This is a genomic window from Mesorhizobium sp. G2-6-1, from assembly GCF_055809095.1.
In genome coordinates, this window is sequence record NZ_CM147896.1 from 1,429,648 (window position 1) to 1,446,499 (window position 16,852).

The following is a 16,852-nucleotide window of genomic DNA, read 5'->3' on the forward strand; positions in this document are numbered from 1 at the left end:
AGGTGGGAAAAGACGCCTCACAAGAGTGCTCGGCCCGCAGTCAAGCCAGCCATATTGGCAGCCTTTTTGCCGTCATCAGGCGCTACGGCATTTTCGCACTCTAATCCCGAAGCAGGGACATCCCTTCGCCAATGATCTTCGGGTTTTCCTTGCCGATAATGTCAAGGTCGCGGCCATCATATGGAAGCGACAGCAACACGCGACGAATGACAGCCAATCGCGCCCGGCGCTTGTCGTTGGCCCGCACGACCGTCCACGGTGCGTCCGGTGTGTGCGTCTTTTCGATCATGGAATCGCGCGCCTTGGTATAGGCGTTCCATTTGGCGATGCCTGCAATATCTATCGGTGAAAACTTCCAGCTCTTCAAAGGGCTGTGGCGCCGGTCATGGAAACGCTCGAGCTGCGTTTCCTGCCCGATATTCAGCCAGAACTTGAAAAAGATGATGCCATCATCACGGAGCATGCGTTCAAACTGCGGCGCTTCATGGAGGAAATGCTCATGTTGCTCCGGCGTACAGAAACCCATTACGGGTTCTACGCCACCGCGGTTATACCAGGAACGATCAAAGGTAACGAATTCGCCCGCTGTCGGGAAATGCGTGATGTAGCGTTGAAAATACCATTGCCCGCGCTCGGTTTCAGTCGGCTTGGTCAGCGCCACATTTCGCGCCGTTCGAGGGTTCATATACTGGCGCAGCACGAAGATGGTGCCGCCTTTTCCAGCAGCGTCACGGCCTTCAAACAACGCAAGCACCCGCTTGCCTGTCGCCTGCAGCCAAGCCTGCGCCTTCACCAACTGGATTTGCAACGATTCCAGTTCGTCTTCATATTCGCCGCGTTTCATCCTCTTGTCGTAGGGATAGTCACCGGTCGTCAATTTGTGATCCTTGACCCAATCAGGAAGATCCGGATCGTCAATATCAAATTTCCGCTCCTTGCCGGCGACCCGAAGTTTCAAGGGGCCAGATGTCGGCGTCATACGATTGTCATCGGAGCTTTTCATGTAGGCTGACCTTTCCAGTTCCAAAGTTCATGCTATTGGGAGCCTTGGTGCCGGTCCAGAGCAAAGTTGACGAGATGCCACGAAGTCACGATGAGGCGCAAATAACAGAAAAATCGGGTCATGGGCGCGAGGGCATGCAGGCCATTGCCCGCAGCGTGTGGGCTGTTCGACGATTGCTTGCCACAGCGGTCGTCGCGGTACTGGCAGTCTATTTTTTTGCCAATACATACCCATTGGTGCTGCCTACCGTGTTGATAGCGTTGCTTGTCGTTGCGGCGAGCAGCCCTGGCAAAACCAACAACAGGCCTTCGCACAGCGCTAGTGAGTTGGAAGCAAACGGGCTTGAGAGCCTGTCGGCGGAGTACCTGGCGGCGGCAGTCTCTGACCCGTTAATCGTGTTTGATCACAACGGCACCATCGTTCACGCCAATGCCGCATCCATTACCGTGTTTGGCACCATCACTTCGGGCATGTCCTTGCCGTTGAAGTTTCGCGCACCGGAAATGCAGGAATTGATGGATGCCGTATTGTCCGGCAGAGCCATTTCGCAAACGCTCGATTATAATGAGCGGCTGCCGGTCGAGCGCGTGTACAGGGTTGTTGCATCTTCGATTGGCCACGGCACCGGCCTCTATGTTCTGGTCTTCAAGGATCAAAGCGAAGCGCGCAGAATAGATCGGATGCGGGCAGATTTTATCGCTAATGCCAGCCACGAGATGCGCACACCTCTCGCCTCGATCTCTGGTTTCATCGAAACCTTGCGCGGCCCGGCGCGCAACGATCCGGCGGCGCAGGACCAATTCTTGCAAATCATGCAGAGCCAGACGGGGCGCATGGCGCGATTGATCGACGATCTGTTGTCGCTGTCACGACTGGAGATGAAACCATATCTGAAACCGGGCTCGCGCGTTGATGTGAGGCAGGTGGCCGATAGCGTCATCGCTTCGCTGGCGCCTCTGGCCAAGGACAATGGCGTGACTGTCGAGCGTGATTTCGCAGACCATCTGCCGGACATCCCAGGTGACCGGGACGAACTGTTTCAGGTATTCGAAAATCTGCTGGAAAACGCCTGCAAATACGGGCAATCGGGCGAGCGTGTGGTGGTTTCGATTGCACATGGGGATGATCGCGCAGAACCGGGAATTGACGTAACGATCCGCGATTTTGGACCAGGTATTCCTGAAGAACACATTCCACGCGTCACCGAGCGTTTCTATCGGGTAGACGTCGAGACAAGCCGCACCCACAAGGGCACGGGCCTTGGGCTATCTATCGTCAAGCATATCCTTACCCGTCACCACGCCCGGTTGACCATAATATCCGAAATCGGTAAAGGCGCGGCCTTCACGGTTCATTTGCCAACGAAATAAGTCAGCACTCTGGAATTGGCTGAAGGAACGCGATATTCTCACGCAACCATTCGTGTAACTGTCATGCAGCCAGCGTATTGGCTGAGATTCATTAGGCCGAATCGTAGGTGCCAGGAGACTTTTCACTCATGCAGTCCGTGCACATTGTCAGCGCATATGACGAAGAACTGAAATATCTGTCGCGGCGCATAGCGGCGATGGGCGGGCATGCCGAGCGCATGATCGATCAAGCCATCATCGCGCTCGTCACTGCGGACTCCGGCCTCGCACAAAAAGTCATCGGTGACGATGCTGTTCTCGACGAGGGGCAGCGTGAGATCGACGACAAAGCAATCGTGATCATTGCCAAACGCCAGCCTATGGCCACAGATTTACGGGAAATTGTCGGAGCTATCCGCATCAGCGCCGACCTTGAGCGGGTTGGCGATCTGGCCAAGAATGTTGCCAAGCGCGTTATGTCGGTTAGCGGAGCCCATCAGCCAACCAGTCTTTTTCGCGGAATTGAAGCCTTGTCAAATCTTGCGCTGACACAATTGAAGGAAGTTCTCGACGTTTACGCTTCCCGTCAGATCGACAAAATCGGCTTCGTGCGCGATCGCGATGACCAGATCGACGCCATGTATACGTCGCTGTTTCGCGAACTTCTGACCTATATGATGGAAGATCCTCGCAATATTACACCGTGCACGCATCTTCTGTTTTGCGCCAAAAATATCGAACGCATCGGCGACCATGCGACCAATATTGCGGAAACGATTTTCTACATCGTGACAGGCGACCAGATGCCTGCCGACCGGCCCAAGGGCGACAAGACCGACAGTGTCGTGCTGCCGGCCGCGCAGGTGTCGAGATAGGCATTTACCGCATCGGAGCGAGTGTCGCGCAGCGGGAGGCGCAGCGCACTTCCATCTCGTTGTTTTTGAAGCCGATGCCAACATTCGGGTCCGGTACCCCAGTGTCCGCTCCCCACGATGATTGGTATTACCTTCGGAGATCGTGATGGAATATGTTCAAGAATTCACCCCAACGTCGCCATCATCGGCAATTGTCGCTTCAAGCGTCTACACGTCCGGCGTTCGTGTTGCCGACATATCCATAGAGCAGGCAGGTGAATGGGCAAAGAAAGACGGCCATGTCGTGTGGATTGGTCTTCTTGAACCCGACCGCAATCTCCTGTTGCGGGTTCAGGCCCAGTTCCAGTTGCATGACCTGGCAATCGAAGATGCAGAGCATCCCCATCAACGCCCCAAGGTCGAGCAATATGGCGATGCCTTGTTCATCGTCGCTCGTACCGCGCAACTGGTGGAGGGGCGCGTAACCTTTGGCGAGACGCATATATTTGTAGGGAAGGGCTATATTGTCAGCGTACGACATGGCCCCTCGACGTCCTACAATGTGGTTCGTCAGCATTGGGAAAGCTGCCCGCATTCATTGGCAAAGGGCGAGGATTTCGTTCTCTATGCCATCCTCGACTTTATCGTCGATAATTACATGCCGGTGCTTGAACAGATCGAGGACGAAGTTGAGGCGATTGAGGATAAAGTTCTCCTCAAGCCGATGAACGCAACCGACATTGAGCGCCTGTATCTGTTGCGCCGCGACCTGTTGCGGCTGCGCAATGCAGCGTTACCCCTGGTTGAAGTTTGCCGCAGGCTAACCAGTCCCGACCTTCCACAGATTCATGAAAGCATGCATACATTATTTCGGGATGTTACTGATCATATCCGAACGGTGCAGGAAAAAATCGACAGCCTGCGTGAGGTGCTGGCATTTGCCTTCGAGACCAGTCTTCTGGTCGGGCAAAGCCAGGAAACAGCGGTATCGAAGAAGCTTGCATCCTGGGCAGCCATATTGGCGGTGCCGACGGCTTTCGCAGGAATCTATGGCATGAATTTCAAGGACATGCCTGAACTGAAAATGGAATATGGTTATCCTGTCGCGCTGACCACAATCGCCTTCATCTGCATATTTCTATACTGGCGATTCCGCAAGAACGGATGGCTTTGAAGCCGAACCCCTGAATTCCGGGTTCTTTTTCCTGCAATTGAGCAAGTCTTTACCGGATCAACGGCTGCGGCGACGTTCCGAGGCCGGCTGGAACGCCAACTTTGAATGATAGGCGCAATACGGGCCATTCTCGGCAGAGTCATTGCCGCAGAAGTGAAAGTCCTCCGACAACGGGTCGCCGTTCGGCCATTTGCAGGTCCGCTCGGTCAGTTCGATCAAATGCAAATGGCGCGAGATCGGAACAACCACATCCTCGACCGGGCGAAGATATTGGCGAGCCACCGGTTCCACGTCGAACTGCGTTTGTAATGCGGTTGCGCCGACCGACGCGGTGACATGGCGCGGCGTACTTGCAGAGCGAGACACGGACTTCATGGCACCTGCGCCTTGCGTGGCTTTCTTCTGTCGCGCAGGCCCCGCGGTTGAGCGACCCCTGCCCGACAATTTCAAGCGATGCACCTTGCCGATCACGGCATTGCGGCTGACGCCACCAAGCTGTGCCGCGATCTGGCTGGCGCTCAGACCCTCCGCCCACAATTTCTTTAAAAGCTCGACGCGTTCGTCAGTCCAATTCATGAGACTGCACTCCTTTGGAACGTGCTGTCCGTGAATCCTCACCCGTCCCGGCTCACGCCGAGTGGGCACCATATATGCCTGGGTGATTAGATCCGCCGCACGAAATCTAGATATTTCTTGGCTATAGTTACCCCACAGCTTGACTCCATGACAAGAGTCTCGGGCACAACTCGAATCGGTTTTACAGGTTTTCCCCAACTTGCCGGATAACTGATGCGCATGCCGCATTGGCGCACATCATATCCTGCACCAAAAACCACGTTTCCGTTGACACTATGGCCAAAAAACATGATAAGCCGCTGGAGCCGCCGCTTGGGCGGCTTTTTGATTTTCCGGTTCCGGAGACGCATATAATGAGCGGTTCGGCGCTTTACGAGACTTTCACGCGCGCACCCTGGCCTTCGATCATGGGGAGGGCACATGGCTGGTTACCGACAAGGGCGAGCGATATCTGGATTTCGCGGCGGGCATCGCTGTGAATTCGCTTGGTCACGGACATCCGCATCTCGTCGCGGCATTGACCGAACAGGCGTCAAAGCTTTGGCATGTATCCAATCTTTACGAGATTCCCGGCCAACGCCGTCTCGGTCAAAGACTGGTCGATGCGACGTTCGCCGACAAGGTTTTCTTCACCAATTCCGGCGCCGAAGCACTCGAATGCGCCATCAAGACGGCGCGGCGCTATCACTATGTCACCGGCCATCCTGAGCGGTATCGCACCATCACCTTTGAAGGCGCTTTCCATGGCCGAACACTGGCAACCATTGCAGCCGGCGGCCAGGAGAAATATCTGGAAGGTTACGGCCCCAAGGTCGAAGGCTTCGATCAGGTTGCTTTCGACGATATGGATGCGGCTGAAAAGGCGATTACCGCAGAAACCGCCGCCATTCTGATCGAACCGGTGCAGGGCGAAGGCGGCATCCGCACCGTTTCCGCGCAGTCTTTGAAACGCCTGCGCCAACTTTGCGACAAGCACGGCCTGCTCTTGATATTTGACGAGGTACAATGCGGTATTGGCCGGACCGGCAAGCTCTTTGCGCATGAATGGTCTGGCATTACTCCCGATCTCATGGCGATCGCCAAGGGCATAGGCGGTGGTTTCCCGATGGGTGCGTGTCTTGCAACTGATGAGGCCGCACGCGGCATGACCGCAGGTGTTCACGGCACCACATTTGGTGGCAACCCGCTGGCTATGGCGGTTGGCAACGCTGTTCTCGATGTGGTGATGGCCGATGGTTTTCTGGAGGGTGTGCAGCACAAGGCACTTTTGATGAAGCAGGGGCTTGCCGCAATTGCCGACGAATTTCCCGAGGTGATCGAAAATATAAGAGGAATGGGCCTCATGCTCGGCCTGAAATGCGTTGCGTCAAATTCTGCCGTCAACGCGGCGTTGCGCGATCAGAAATTCCTGGCCGTGCCTGCCGGAGAAAACGTCATTCGCCTGTTGCCGCCATTAACCGTTTCCGATGCAGATATCCATGAAGCACTTGCGCGCATACACGCCGCCGCGAAAAGTCTTTCCTCGACCGTCGTCGCGGCAAAATAATCGGGAAACTATTGATGAGCCTTCGTCACTTCACTGATCTTTCCGCCATTTCCGCCGGCGATTTGCGGACCATGATAGGTGATGCAGCGGCGCGCAAGGAACGCCTGAAAGCCGGCGTGCGTTCCAAGCCTCTGGAAGGCAAGGTTCTGGCGATGATATTCGACAAACCGTCGACGCGTACGCGCGTGTCTTTCGATGTCGGCATGCGCCAACTTGGCGGTGAAACGGTCATGCTGACGGGCACCGAGATGCAACTTGGCCGGTCGGAAACCATCGCCGACACCGCAAAGGTCCTGTCGCGCTATGTCGATGCGATCATGATCCGTACGACCTCGCATGACCGGCTGCTTGAATTGACGCAAAGCGCCACCATTCCAGTTATCAACGGTCTTACGGACGACACGCACCCCTGCCAGATCATGGCCGACATCCTGACGTTTGAAGAACATCGCGGCCCGGTCACCGGCAAGACCATTGCGTGGAGCGGTGACGGCAACAATGTCTTGCATTCGCTGATGGAAGCGGCGGCGCGTTTTCAGTTCAACCTCAATGTTGCTGTACCAAAGGGAAGTGAACCCGCACAGAATTTCGTCGACTGGTCGCGCAACAATGGCGGCAATATTACCTTTGCAGCAACGGCGGAAGAGGCCGTGACGGGCGCCGATTGCGTGGTCACCGACAGTTGGGTGTCGATGGGGCAGGAACACCGCGCGCGCGGCCACAATATTTTCTCACCCTATCAGGTAAATGCCGCATTGATGGCGAAAGCCAATCCCGATGCATTGTTCATGCACTGTCTTCCCGCGCATCGTGGCGAAGAAGTAACAGATGATGTGATTGACGGATCACACTCGGTCGTCTTTGACGAAGCCGAAAACCGGCTGCATGCGCAAAAGGCCGTACTCGCCTGGTGCTTGGGGACCTGACGCTCGAAATCCGCTGGCTTGAATGCGGTGCCCGAAGCCGCACGCTTGAAGCCTGGAAAGGTCGCACCTATCTCTGCCACATCACCAAGAGACGTAGCGTAGCCTGCCATGCCCAATCAAAGGTCTGGCCTGCGGTTGGAGAAGTGTCATGTTGGAACCGATGCAGATGACTGACAGCGAACCCAAGCTCGGCGAATTTGGGCATGCCGGAGACGATTGTGTCGTACCGTTCGAGGTCGGTGCGCTCGATGTGCGTGGGCGCGCGGTACAGCTTGGGCCGATGCTCGATGCGATCCTGGCTCGCCATGCCTATCCCGAGCCGGTAGCGCGCTTGTTGGCTGAAGCATGTGTGTTGACTGTGCTACTCGGCACGTCATTGAAATTTGAAGGCAAGTTCATCTTTCAAACCCGTACCGACGGGCCGGTGGAAATGCTGATTGCGGATTTTTCAACGCCGCATTCATTGCGTGCCTATGCCCGCTATGACGCAGACCGGTTGGAGGCGCTGACAGCCGTTGGCGAGTGCTCTTCCGAAATCTTGCTCGGCTCCGGGGTGCTTGCCCTGACCATTGATCAGGGCGAATATACCCAGCGATATCAGGGTATTGTCCAGCTAGATGATATATCGCTGGAAGAGGCGGCACGTGTCTATTTTCGCCAGTCGGAGCAGATTCCGACTGATTTGCGTCTGTCTGTGGCCAAGCTGGTTGTGCCCGGCAGTGGCGAGCAGTGGCGCGCCGGGGGTCTGTTGGCGCAGTTCTTGCCGGAATCTCCTGAACGCATGCGTTTGCCGGATATTCCCGGCGGCGATGGAGACGTGAACGAAACCAACCCCGGCATGGTCGACAATGCATGGCAGGAAGTGTTGGCGCTTCTGGCAACTGTCGAAACAACGGAATTGGTCGATCCGACCGTGGGCTCCGAACGCTTGCTTTATCGACTATTTCACGAACATGGCGTGCGGGTATTTGGCAATGTCGAGGTCGCTGACAGATGTTCGTGTTCGGTAGAAAAAATCCGAGGTATCCTCAGCGGTTTTTCCGCCGAAGAGATCAAGGATAGTACGCAAGACGGCAAGATTAGCGTTGCCTGCGAATTCTGCTCGAAGGCTTACAGCTTCGATCCCGCGGAGTTTTGCCCGGATAGCTGATGTGTGAAGCACGCCCGCCACAGGCGCGCTTCATGCATATCTGAAATAACTTTTCCATGCCGGGCAGGCGCCATCAGTTCACGGTGCGCTTAACTCCGGGCAGATCGAGCGAAAATGCCGGGATGCCGATGTCGAAAGTCTCGTTTTGCGCGGTACGCATCGTATAGGTGCCGACCATGATGCCTGACGGGGTCGAGAGTGGACAACCGGATGTGTACTGGTAGCTGTCGCCAGGATTGAGCTCGGGCTGGTCGCCAACGACACCATCGCCTCGCACTTCTTCAATGCGACCCGTGCCGTCGGTAATATGCCAGTAACGAGACAAAAGCTGGACAACCTCTTCCGACTGGTTGTCGATAGTCACCTGATAACCCCAGACATAATGGTTTTCCAACGGATCGGACTGGTCCTCCAGATAAAATGGCCTGACCCGCACCTCGATATTGCGTGTGATGGCGCTATACATATCGTGCTCCTCAGTTCGAGGATTAGAGCATCGGTTGGTCAACCGTCTTGTGGCTTTCGCCGCCGCTATTCATCGGTCGCGAATGTTTCACCGTAAACTTGTCTAGAGCAAGATGAGGATGAAGGTAAACAGCCTCTGCCATTCAATCCGGCCGCATCAGCTGGTTTTTGCACGCGCCAGCGCATGTTCGATATCTCCCATGAGATCGTCGACATGTTCCAGCCCGATTGAAAGGCGCAATGTTCCCGGCCCGATGCCGAGTTCGGCGCGGGCTTCTTCGCTCAGGTTTTTATGAGTTGTCGTTCCAGGATGGGTAATCAGGCTCTTGGCGTCACCGAGATTGTTCGAAATGAGTACGATCTCCAGCGCATTTTGAAAGGCAAAAGCAGCCTCCTTGCCTCCCTTGACGTCGAGGCAAATCAGTGTCGAACCCCCGCTCATCTGTTTTTTGATGATCTCGGCCTGCGGGTGGTCGTCGCGACCGGGATAGACCAGGCGATCAATCTCAGGACGCTCAGCAAGAAAATCGGCAATGCGGCTCGCCGATCGCATCTGTTGCGCAACGCGGATCGGCAACGTTTCCAACCCCTTCAGAAGTGTCCATGCGTTGAATGGCGAAAGGCTCGGACCGGTATGGCGAAAATAGTCATGCAAATTTTCGTCGATCCATGCCTTGTCGGACAAGACGATACCGCCCAGACACCGCCCCTGCCCATCAATGTGCTTGGTGGCGGAATAGACCACCACATGCGCGCCAAGCTCCAATGGCCTCTGTTGCAATGGCGTGGCGAATACATTGTCGACGACGACGCGCGCTCCGATCGAGTTTGCGAGTGCCGCCACAGCCGCAATATCGATGACTTCCAAGGTCGGGTTGGTCGGGCTTTCAAGGAAAAAGAGTCTGGTGTCGGGGCGCACCGCCTGTTCCCAATTCCTGATGTCGGTGCCATCGACCAATGTCGCTTGTATGCCGTAGCGGGGCGCCAGCGTATCGATGATCCAACGGCAGGAACCGAACAGGGCGCGCGCCGCGACAATATGATCGCCTGCTTTCAGGCTGCAAAGAATAGCCGCTGCGACAGCCGCCATGCCTGACGCGGTGGCACGCGCATCTTCGGCACCTTCAAGCGCACACATGCGCTTTTCGAACATGTCGACGGTAGGGTTGGCGTAACGGGAATAGATGAAGCCGGGTTCCTCACCTTTGAACCGGGCTTCGGCCGCTTCGGCGCTCTTGTAGACGTAACCCTGAGTGAGAAACAGAGCTTCGGACATCTCGCCGAATTGCGATCGCTGTGTTCCGGCATGGATAAGCGCGGTCTCCGGCTTCCAATTGCGTTTGTTACCTGTTGTCATCGCTCAGTCCTCAATACAAAAAACCGGCCGCGAAATCGCAACCGGTCCAAAAGGCTTGTAGCCAGACGGCCCTTTAGCGACTTGTTTAACGTGGCTGCAAGCCGACCGGCCAAATCACCACGGGATAAAGTTCCTTTAGACCTCGCTTCGGCTTGCGTCAATTGCCCGGCCTATTAAGAGATTGATGCAGGGCATTGGAGCCGACTTTTGCGCCATACAGGAATTCTTCCAGATCAGGACATCGCCGCGCTGTTCCAATCCGGTGCGCTCAAGTCGTCGCGCGCACTGGATGACGATCAAATCCAGCCGGCAAGCCTCGATCTTAGATTGGGTGACAAGGCCTGGCGCGTGCGTGCAAGTTTCCTGCCGGGGCCACACCACACTGTTGCAGACAAGCTTGAACGGCTCCAGCTGCATGAAATAGACCTCAGTGCCGGGGCGGTGCTGGAGACAGGGTGCGTTTACATCGTTCCGCTCCTGGAAAGCCTCGCGCTGCCGGATGCCATTTCGGCTTCCGCCAATCCCAAGAGCTCAACCGGGCGGCTCGATATTTTCACGCGCGTCATGACCGATCATGGCCATGAGTTCGACAAGATCGCGGCAGGCTACAAAGGCCCGCTTTTCCTCGAAGTCAGCCCACGCACGTTCCCGATTATTGCGCGCACCGGATCGCGCCTGTCGCAGATCAGGTTTCGTACCGGCAAGGCGGTGTTGTCGGAAAGCGAACTGCATGAACTACATCGAAATGAAATGCTGGTCGCAACCGAGCCCCCCAATATTTCGGGCAATGGCATCGCACTTTCAATCGACCTGATCGGTGATGAAACCGGACTCATCGGTTATCGTGGCAAACACCATACCGGCCTCGTCGATGTCGATAAGCGTGCAGCGCAGGACGTCCTGGATTTCTGGGAGCCGCTTTACAGGCGCGGTGCCGGCGAACTCGTTCTCGATCCAGATGAATTTTACATTCTAGCAAGTCAGGAAGCCGTGCATGTGCCACCACTGCATGCTGCCGAAATGACACCATTCGATCCTCTGGTCGGCGAATTTCGTGTTCACTATGCTGGTTTCTTCGATCCCGGCTTTGGCCATTCGGCAGCGGGCGGCACTGGTAGCCGGGCGGTTCTGGAAGTCCGCAGCCACGAAGTGCCGTTCATCCTCGACCATGGTCAGATCGTCGGACGCCTCATCTATGAACATATGTTGAAACGCCCGAAGGCGCTTTACGGCACAGATCTGGGTTCCAATTATCAGGCTCAGGGCCTGAAGCTTTCCAAACATTTTCGCGCCGCGCGTTGAAGGTGCGCACTCGCATGGAAGCCCTTTGATGACGAATTATGTGCAAGGTGCGGGTTAAAGCGCCTTGACGATTACTTTCGTCGGCGTGGCTATTTCCAGCCGATTGCGCAGAGGTAGCCCGAACTCACTTGCTTCGATCTCAAACACATCGCCTGCTTGCGTGCCAATGCCATCCGCGAATGAAAGCGTCGCTGTTCCAAACATATGGACGTGCACGTCACCTGGCTGGCGAAACGCTGAATATTTGAAATGATGATGCTCAAGGTTGGCGATGCTGTGCGACATGTTCACTTCGCCAGACAGAAATGGCTTTTCCCATAGCGTTTTGTCCGCACGGATGATGCGTGACATGCCATGGATATCGGCAGGCAAATCTCCGATGAGGATTTCAGGGCCGAACGATGCGTTTCGCAACTTGGAGTGGGCAAGCCATAGGTAATTTGCACGCTCGGTGACATGATCTGAAAACTCATTCGACAGGGCAAACCCCACACGAAAAGGCACTCCATCGTCGCCTATCACGTAAATGCCTGCGATCTCTGGTTCCTCGCCTGCATCCTCGGCAAACTCCGGTGACACAAGGGCGGAGCCAGGTGCCACAACCATTGTGCCATTACCCTTGTAGAACCATTCTGGCTGTACCCCGGATTGACCCGCAACCGGCTTGCCGCCTTTCAGCCCCATGCGAAACATTTTCATGGAATCGGTGAGTTGATCCTCGCCAGCAGCGTCTATGGTTTTATGCATGGCATCGCGTGTGGCTGCGGAACCGAGATGGGTAAGCCCCGTGCCTGTCAGATGAAGGTGTGCCGGGTCTGGATGGTTGATCGGAGACAGGATGCGATCTTTCTTGATCGCAGCCTCCAGATCGATGGCTTCGCCAAAACCCTTGCGCTCGATCAGTGTTTCCAAGCCCGTACCGGTTCGTGCCGATTCCATGGCAAGCGAGTAGACACTGCGCGCATTGTTGATGACACGCACCTTGCCATTGGTACGGGCGACAACCTTGATGATGTCGGCATCGTCAAGAACTTGGGAAATCAGCATGTTTCCTACCTTTTCATGTCTCCCCGAAAGAGACCTGAACTGTTGCCATCGCGGCGTGGGACGGCCTGCACAACTGGGTCAAAATCCCAATCGTTCTGCCTGCAGGGCTTACCTGGTGTCCTTATCGAATCTGAAATTCGCACAGCGCCACTCGAAGCCGCTCTCTAGCTTTTGTTCTTGTTGTAGACGTCGAAAACGACGGCTCCCAGTAGCACCAGTCCTTTAATGACCTGCTGCCAATCAATATTGACGCCCATGATCGACATGCCGTTGTTCATAACACCCATGATGAACGCACCGATCACCGCGCCAGCTACCTGCCCGGCACCTCCGGCCATCGATGCGCCACCAATGAACACGGCTGCAATGACATCCAGTTCGAAACCCAACCCAGCCTTGGGTGTCGCGGTGTTCAGGCGTGCTGCAAAGATCAGCCCGGCCAGAGCCGCCAGCATGCCCATGATGATGAACACATAAAATGTCAGCCGCTCGGTCTTGATGCCCGACAAAGATGCAGCCTTTGCATTGCCGCCCACGGCGTAGATGCGCCGCCCGAATGTCATCCGCTTGGTGACGAAGACGAACAGTGCAATCAGGACACCCATAACGATCAGCACGTTGGGCAAACCCTTGTAGGATGCCATCATGTAGATCAGGAAAAGCACGATTGCCGATATGAGAGCATTCTTGACAACGAACAGTGCAAACGGTTCTGCCTCGTAGCCGTGGCTTTCACGATTGCGCCGGCTTGTCAGGCTGAAATAAAGCATGGCTGCGACGATCAGAATACCTATGGCCAAAGTCGTTGAATGCAGCGTTGTTCCAGCAATTGTCATCGGCCCGATGATGTCGGGTATGAAGCCAGCGCTCAGCAATTGGAACTCACGAGGGAACGGTCCAACGGACATGCCTCCGAGCAACCAGAGCGCCAGACCCTTGAACACAAGCATTCCTGCCAGCGTAACGATGAATGAGGGAATTTTGAGATAGGCGATCCAGTACCCCTGAGACGCCCCGATAATACCGCCGGCAATCAGGCAAAGCAGACCTGCCAGGAAGGGGTGCATATGATATTGCACCATCAACACAGCGGCGATAGCGCCGATGAAACCGGATACAGAGCCGACCGACAGGTCGATATGACCGGACACGATGACCAATAACATGCCCAAGGCCATGATGATGATATAGCTGTTTTGCAGGACGATATTTGTCAGATTGACCGGCTTGAACAGCACGCCATTGGTGAAATACTGAAAGAAGAGCATGATCAAAATCAACGCTATCACGAGCCCGTAATCGCGCAGGTTTTCCTTGAGCGCCGTGGCAGCCGAAGCACGGGCATTGCGCTTGGCGTTTGTCATCGTTTCCGTGCTCATGATGCTGCCTTCCCTCCGCGTGGACGATTGCCCGCATGATCTTTTCCTGCGAGGCTTCATGACCGGCCAACTCGCCGACAATGCGTCCCTCGTTCATGACGTATATGCGATCACAGATGCCAAGAAGCTCTGGCATTTCCGACGAGATGACGAGAATGCCTTTTCCTTCGTCAGCAAGTTGATTGATGATCGTATAGATTTCATACTTTGCACCCACGTCGATGCCGCGTGTCGGTTCATCGAGAATGAGCACATCGGGCCCGGCGAACAGCCATTTGGACAAGACGACTTTCTGCTGATTGCCGCCGGAGAGATTGCCGGTGATCTGATACACGCTGGATGAGCGAATATTGGTCTTCTTGCGATATTCGTTTGCGATGTTGAGTTCGCGCATATCGTCAAGAACGCCGACTGACGACACGTTGCCAAGATTGGCAATGGTGATGTTATGCTTGATGTGATCGATGAGGTTTAACCCATAGGTCTTGCGATCCTCGGTCGCGTAAGCAATGCCGTGCGCGACGGCTGCGTCAACGCTGGATGTGTCGATCTTCCTGCCGTCAAGGTAGACCTCCCCGCTGATGCGCTGGCCGTAGCTTTTACCGAAAACGCTCATGGCGAACTCGGTGCGTCCTGCCCCCATCAGACCGGCGATACCGACGACTTCTCCCTTTTTCACGGCAATGTTGACATCCTTGATGATCTGGCGCTCGGCATGAAGCGGGTGGTAAACCACCCAATTCCTGACCTCAAAGAGGGTGTCGCCGATTTTCGGTGTCCGCGTCGGGAAGCGATCTTCGAGCGAGCGCCCTACCATCGAGGTGATGATGCGATCTTCACTGATGTCATGGGTGTCGAGCGTTTCGATGGTACGCCCGTCACGCAGGATCGTGATACGGTCGGCGATCTTGCTGATCTCGTTGAGCTTGTGCGAGATCAGGATCGAAGAAATGCCCCTTTCCTTGAAATCGGCAAGAAGCGAAAGAAGTGCGTCGCTGTCCTTCTCACTCAATGAGGCTGTTGGTTCGTCAAGGATCAATAATTTGACTTCCTTGGAAAGCGCTTTGGCGATCTCGACCAGTTGCTGCTTTCCTACGCCGATATTGGTGATCAGTGTATCCGGGTCTTCACTCAGCCCGACACGCGCAAGAAGCGCGGCCGCGCGTTTGCGCACAAGGTTCCAGTCGATTACGCCTAATTTTGCCTGCTCATTGCCAAGGAAGATATTTTCGGCGATCGACAAGAGCGGAACAAGGGCCAATTCCTGATGAATGATGACAATGCCAACGCGTTCGCTGTCATGGATGCCGCTGAAATGACATTGCTTGCCAAGAAAGTGGATATCGCCTGAGTAACTACCATGCGCATAGACGCCGGAAAGAACCTTCATCAACGTCGATTTGCCGGCACCATTTTCACCTACGACCGCATGGATCTCGGCTTCGCGGACATCAAGGTTTACATCCTGAAGCGCCTTGACGCCCGGAAATGTCTTGGTGATGCTTCGCATCTCCAGAATAGTTGTTTCCATCGTTGAACCCCAGTTCGGCGAGAACGACACCTGCGGGTGCTTCAGGATGCTATGCTACAGAATGGCGAACGCATTCAATAGCGGCCCCGCGCAAGCAAAGCGCGGAGCCTGCAAGTCAGTAGCCTATTGAAGGTCTTCCGCCTTGATGTAGCCGGAGTCGACCACCTTTTCCTTGTAGTTCGACTTGTCGACCTCATAGGGGGTCAAGAGGATCGACGGGACAACCTTGACGCCATTGTTGTAGGTTTTGGTGTCGTTGATCTGCGTGGGCTCCTTGCCCTGCATCACTTCATCCACCAGATTGGCTGCCACCTTGGCCAGTTCGCGCGTGTCCTTGTAGACCGTTGAATACTGTTCGCCAGCGATGATCGCTTTGACCGAGGGAACCTCTGCATCCTGCCCGGAAATGATAGGCCACGGCTGGTCGGCAGTACCGTAACCCACACCACGCAGCGAAGAAATGATACCGCGCGACAATCCGTCGTAAGGCGACAGGACCGCATCGACACGTCCACCATCAGAATAATTGGCCGAGAGCAAATTATCCATTCTGGCCTGTGCAACCGCACCGTCCCAGCGCAGTGTTCCAACCTTGTCCATTCCCATTTGGCCAGATTTCACGACAAAATCACCCTTGTCGATCAAAGGTTGAAATACCGACATGGCGCCGTCGTAGAAAAAGAAGGCATTGTTGTCGTCAGGCGAACCGCCAAACAGTTCAAGATTGAACGGGCCTTTCTTTTCAGGGTAGCCGAGGCCCTTCAAGATCGAGTTGGCTTGCAGTACGCCCACCTGAAAATTGTCGAATGTCGTATAGTAGTCGACATTCGGGCTGTCACGGATAAGACGGTCATATGCGATGACCTTGACGCCATTGTCTGCAGCCTGCTGCAACACAGCAGAAAGCGTGGTGCCGTCGATCGACGCGATGATCAGAGCTTTGGCATCCTTGGTCACCATGTTCTCGATTTGGGCGAGCTGGTTGGGGATATCGTCTTCCGCGAACTGGAGATCGGTCTTGTACCCCTTGGCTTCGAGCGCCTTGACGAGCTCGTTGCCGTCGCTGATCCAGCGCAGCGATGACTTGGTCGGCATTGCGATGCCAATAAGACCCTTGTCCTGCGCTTGCGCCGAATAGGTAGTGGCAGCAAGGCCGACCGACATAACGGCCAGGAGTGTTTTGAGTATTTTCA

General features: G+C 55.3%; 13 protein-coding genes, 2 pseudogenes and 1 riboswitch. Of the genes and pseudogenes, 7 read left to right on the forward strand and 8 right to left on the reverse strand.

The features are described from left to right. Positions 1-100: 100 nt before the first annotated feature. On the reverse strand, positions 101-1,003 hold the full coding sequence (ppk2, locus tag AC0L7S_RS06785) for a polyphosphate kinase 2 (RefSeq protein WP_473473648.1): 903 nt from the start codon (positions 1,001-1,003) through the stop codon (positions 101-103). A gap of 134 nt (positions 1,004-1,137) precedes the next feature. Here ppk2 and AC0L7S_RS06790 point away from each other — a divergent pair, with 134 nt between their 5' ends. The 3 genes from AC0L7S_RS06790 to AC0L7S_RS06800 all read left to right on the forward strand — a co-directional run bounded on the left by AC0L7S_RS06790 (position 1,138) and on the right by AC0L7S_RS06800 (position 4,380). Continuing rightward, positions 1,138-2,373 (forward strand): ATP-binding protein, encoded by a 1,236-nt coding sequence (locus AC0L7S_RS06790; protein WP_473474204.1) that lies wholly within the window; start codon positions 1,138-1,140, stop codon positions 2,371-2,373. Positions 2,374-2,501: 128 nt separating this feature from the next. After that, positions 2,502-3,227 carry a phosphate signaling complex protein PhoU gene (gene phoU / locus AC0L7S_RS06795; RefSeq protein ID WP_473473649.1) on the forward strand — a complete coding sequence of 242 codons (726 nt, stop codon included), beginning with the start codon at positions 2,502-2,504 and terminating at the stop codon, positions 3,225-3,227. Positions 3,228-3,372: 145 nt separating this feature from the next. Continuing rightward, positions 3,373-4,380, forward strand: a complete 1,008-nt coding sequence (locus tag AC0L7S_RS06800; protein WP_473473650.1) for a magnesium and cobalt transport protein CorA — start codon at positions 3,373-3,375, stop codon at positions 4,378-4,380. A gap of 57 nt (positions 4,381-4,437) precedes the next feature. Here AC0L7S_RS06800 and AC0L7S_RS06805 read toward each other — a convergent pair whose 3' ends face one another. Then, the gene (locus tag AC0L7S_RS06805) at positions 4,438-4,956 is read right to left on the reverse strand and encodes a GcrA family cell cycle regulator (RefSeq protein WP_473473651.1); all 519 of its coding nucleotides are present in this window, start codon (positions 4,954-4,956) and stop codon (positions 4,438-4,440) included. Between the two features lie 353 nt (positions 4,957-5,309). Between AC0L7S_RS06805 and AC0L7S_RS06810 the strand changes: the two are divergent. The 3 genes and pseudogenes from AC0L7S_RS06810 to AC0L7S_RS06820 all read left to right on the forward strand — a co-directional run bounded on the left by AC0L7S_RS06810 (position 5,310) and on the right by AC0L7S_RS06820 (position 8,578). Next, positions 5,310-6,502: pseudogene (locus AC0L7S_RS06810) on the forward strand (acetylornithine transaminase). Between the two features lie 14 nt (positions 6,503-6,516). Further along, positions 6,517-7,428: an ornithine carbamoyltransferase gene (gene argF, locus AC0L7S_RS06815; protein ID WP_473473652.1), complete on the forward strand. Its 912-nt coding sequence runs from the start codon at positions 6,517-6,519 to the stop codon at positions 7,426-7,428. Between the two features lie 148 nt (positions 7,429-7,576). After that, a complete protein-coding gene (locus AC0L7S_RS06820; protein ID WP_473473653.1) occupies positions 7,577-8,578 on the forward strand; it encodes an Hsp33 family molecular chaperone in 1,002 nt (333 codons plus the stop codon). Positions 8,579-8,651: 73 nt separating this feature from the next. Here the strand turns inward: AC0L7S_RS06820 and apaG are convergent, their stop codons facing one another. Both apaG and AC0L7S_RS06830 read right to left on the reverse strand, forming a co-directional pair. Next, on the reverse strand, positions 8,652-9,044 hold the full coding sequence (gene apaG / locus AC0L7S_RS06825) for a Co2+/Mg2+ efflux protein ApaG (RefSeq protein WP_473473654.1): 393 nt from the start codon (positions 9,042-9,044) through the stop codon (positions 8,652-8,654). A gap of 156 nt (positions 9,045-9,200) precedes the next feature. Then, the gene (locus AC0L7S_RS06830; protein ID WP_473473655.1) at positions 9,201-10,400 is read right to left on the reverse strand and encodes an O-succinylhomoserine sulfhydrylase; all 1,200 of its coding nucleotides are present in this window, start codon (positions 10,398-10,400) and stop codon (positions 9,201-9,203) included. A gap of 53 nt (positions 10,401-10,453) precedes the next feature. After that, a riboswitch (SAM riboswitch) is annotated at positions 10,454-10,531 on the reverse strand. 76 nt (positions 10,532-10,607) lie between these two features. Between AC0L7S_RS06830 and AC0L7S_RS06835 the strand changes: the two genes are divergently transcribed. Next, on the forward strand, positions 10,608-11,702 hold the full coding sequence (locus AC0L7S_RS06835; protein WP_473473656.1) for a 2'-deoxycytidine 5'-triphosphate deaminase: 1,095 nt from the start codon (positions 10,608-10,610) through the stop codon (positions 11,700-11,702). A gap of 54 nt (positions 11,703-11,756) precedes the next feature. On the opposite strand, the gene araD1 is transcribed toward AC0L7S_RS06835, so the two are convergent. The 4 genes and pseudogenes from araD1 to chvE form a co-directional block, all read right to left on the reverse strand. Further along, a complete protein-coding gene (araD1, locus tag AC0L7S_RS06840) occupies positions 11,757-12,749 on the reverse strand; it encodes an AraD1 family protein (protein WP_473473657.1) in 993 nt (330 codons plus the stop codon). 164 nt (positions 12,750-12,913) lie between these two features. Then, positions 12,914-14,113: a multiple monosaccharide ABC transporter permease gene (gene mmsB, locus AC0L7S_RS06845; RefSeq protein ID WP_473473658.1), complete on the reverse strand. Its 1,200-nt coding sequence runs from the start codon at positions 14,111-14,113 to the stop codon at positions 12,914-12,916. Between the two features lie 22 nt (positions 14,114-14,135). Continuing rightward, a pseudogene (gene mmsA / locus AC0L7S_RS06850) lies at positions 14,136-15,659 on the reverse strand (multiple monosaccharide ABC transporter ATP-binding protein); the annotation flags it as partial. A gap of 123 nt (positions 15,660-15,782) precedes the next feature. Then, positions 15,783-16,823: a multiple monosaccharide ABC transporter substrate-binding protein gene (chvE, locus tag AC0L7S_RS06855; RefSeq protein ID WP_473474205.1), complete on the reverse strand. Its 1,041-nt coding sequence runs from the start codon at positions 16,821-16,823 to the stop codon at positions 15,783-15,785. Positions 16,824-16,852: the final 29 nt, after the last annotated feature.

Bases quoted from the DNA above. Each gene is read 5' to 3' on its own strand.
- phoU (WP_473473649.1), top strand. From the start codon at position 2,502: ATGCAGTCCGTGCACATTGTCAGCGCATATGACGAAGAACTGAAATAT.
- apaG (WP_473473654.1), bottom strand. From the start codon at position 9,044: ATGTATAGCGCCATCACACGCAATATCGAGGTGCGGGTCAGGCCATTT.
- araD1 (WP_473473657.1), bottom strand. From the start codon at position 12,749: ATGCTGATTTCCCAAGTTCTTGACGATGCCGACATCATCAAGGTTGTC.
- AC0L7S_RS06800 (WP_473473650.1), top strand. From the start codon at position 3,373: ATGGAATATGTTCAAGAATTCACCCCAACGTCGCCATCATCGGCAATT.
- AC0L7S_RS06805 (WP_473473651.1), bottom strand. From the start codon at position 4,956: ATGAATTGGACTGACGAACGCGTCGAGCTTTTAAAGAAATTGTGGGCG.
- chvE (WP_473474205.1), bottom strand. From the start codon at position 16,823: ATGTCGGTCGGCCTTGCTGCCACTACCTATTCGGCGCAAGCGCAGGAC.
- AC0L7S_RS06820 (WP_473473653.1), top strand. From the start codon at position 7,577: ATGTTGGAACCGATGCAGATGACTGACAGCGAACCCAAGCTCGGCGAA.
- AC0L7S_RS06830 (WP_473473655.1), bottom strand. From the start codon at position 10,400: ATGACAACAGGTAACAAACGCAATTGGAAGCCGGAGACCGCGCTTATC.
- ppk2 (WP_473473648.1), bottom strand. From the start codon at position 1,003: ATGAAAAGCTCCGATGACAATCGTATGACGCCGACATCTGGCCCCTTG.
- AC0L7S_RS06790 (WP_473474204.1), top strand. From the start codon at position 1,138: ATGCAGGCCATTGCCCGCAGCGTGTGGGCTGTTCGACGATTGCTTGCC.
- mmsB (WP_473473658.1), bottom strand. From the start codon at position 14,113: ATGACAAACGCCAAGCGCAATGCCCGTGCTTCGGCTGCCACGGCGCTC.
- argF (WP_473473652.1), top strand. From the start codon at position 6,517: ATGAGCCTTCGTCACTTCACTGATCTTTCCGCCATTTCCGCCGGCGAT.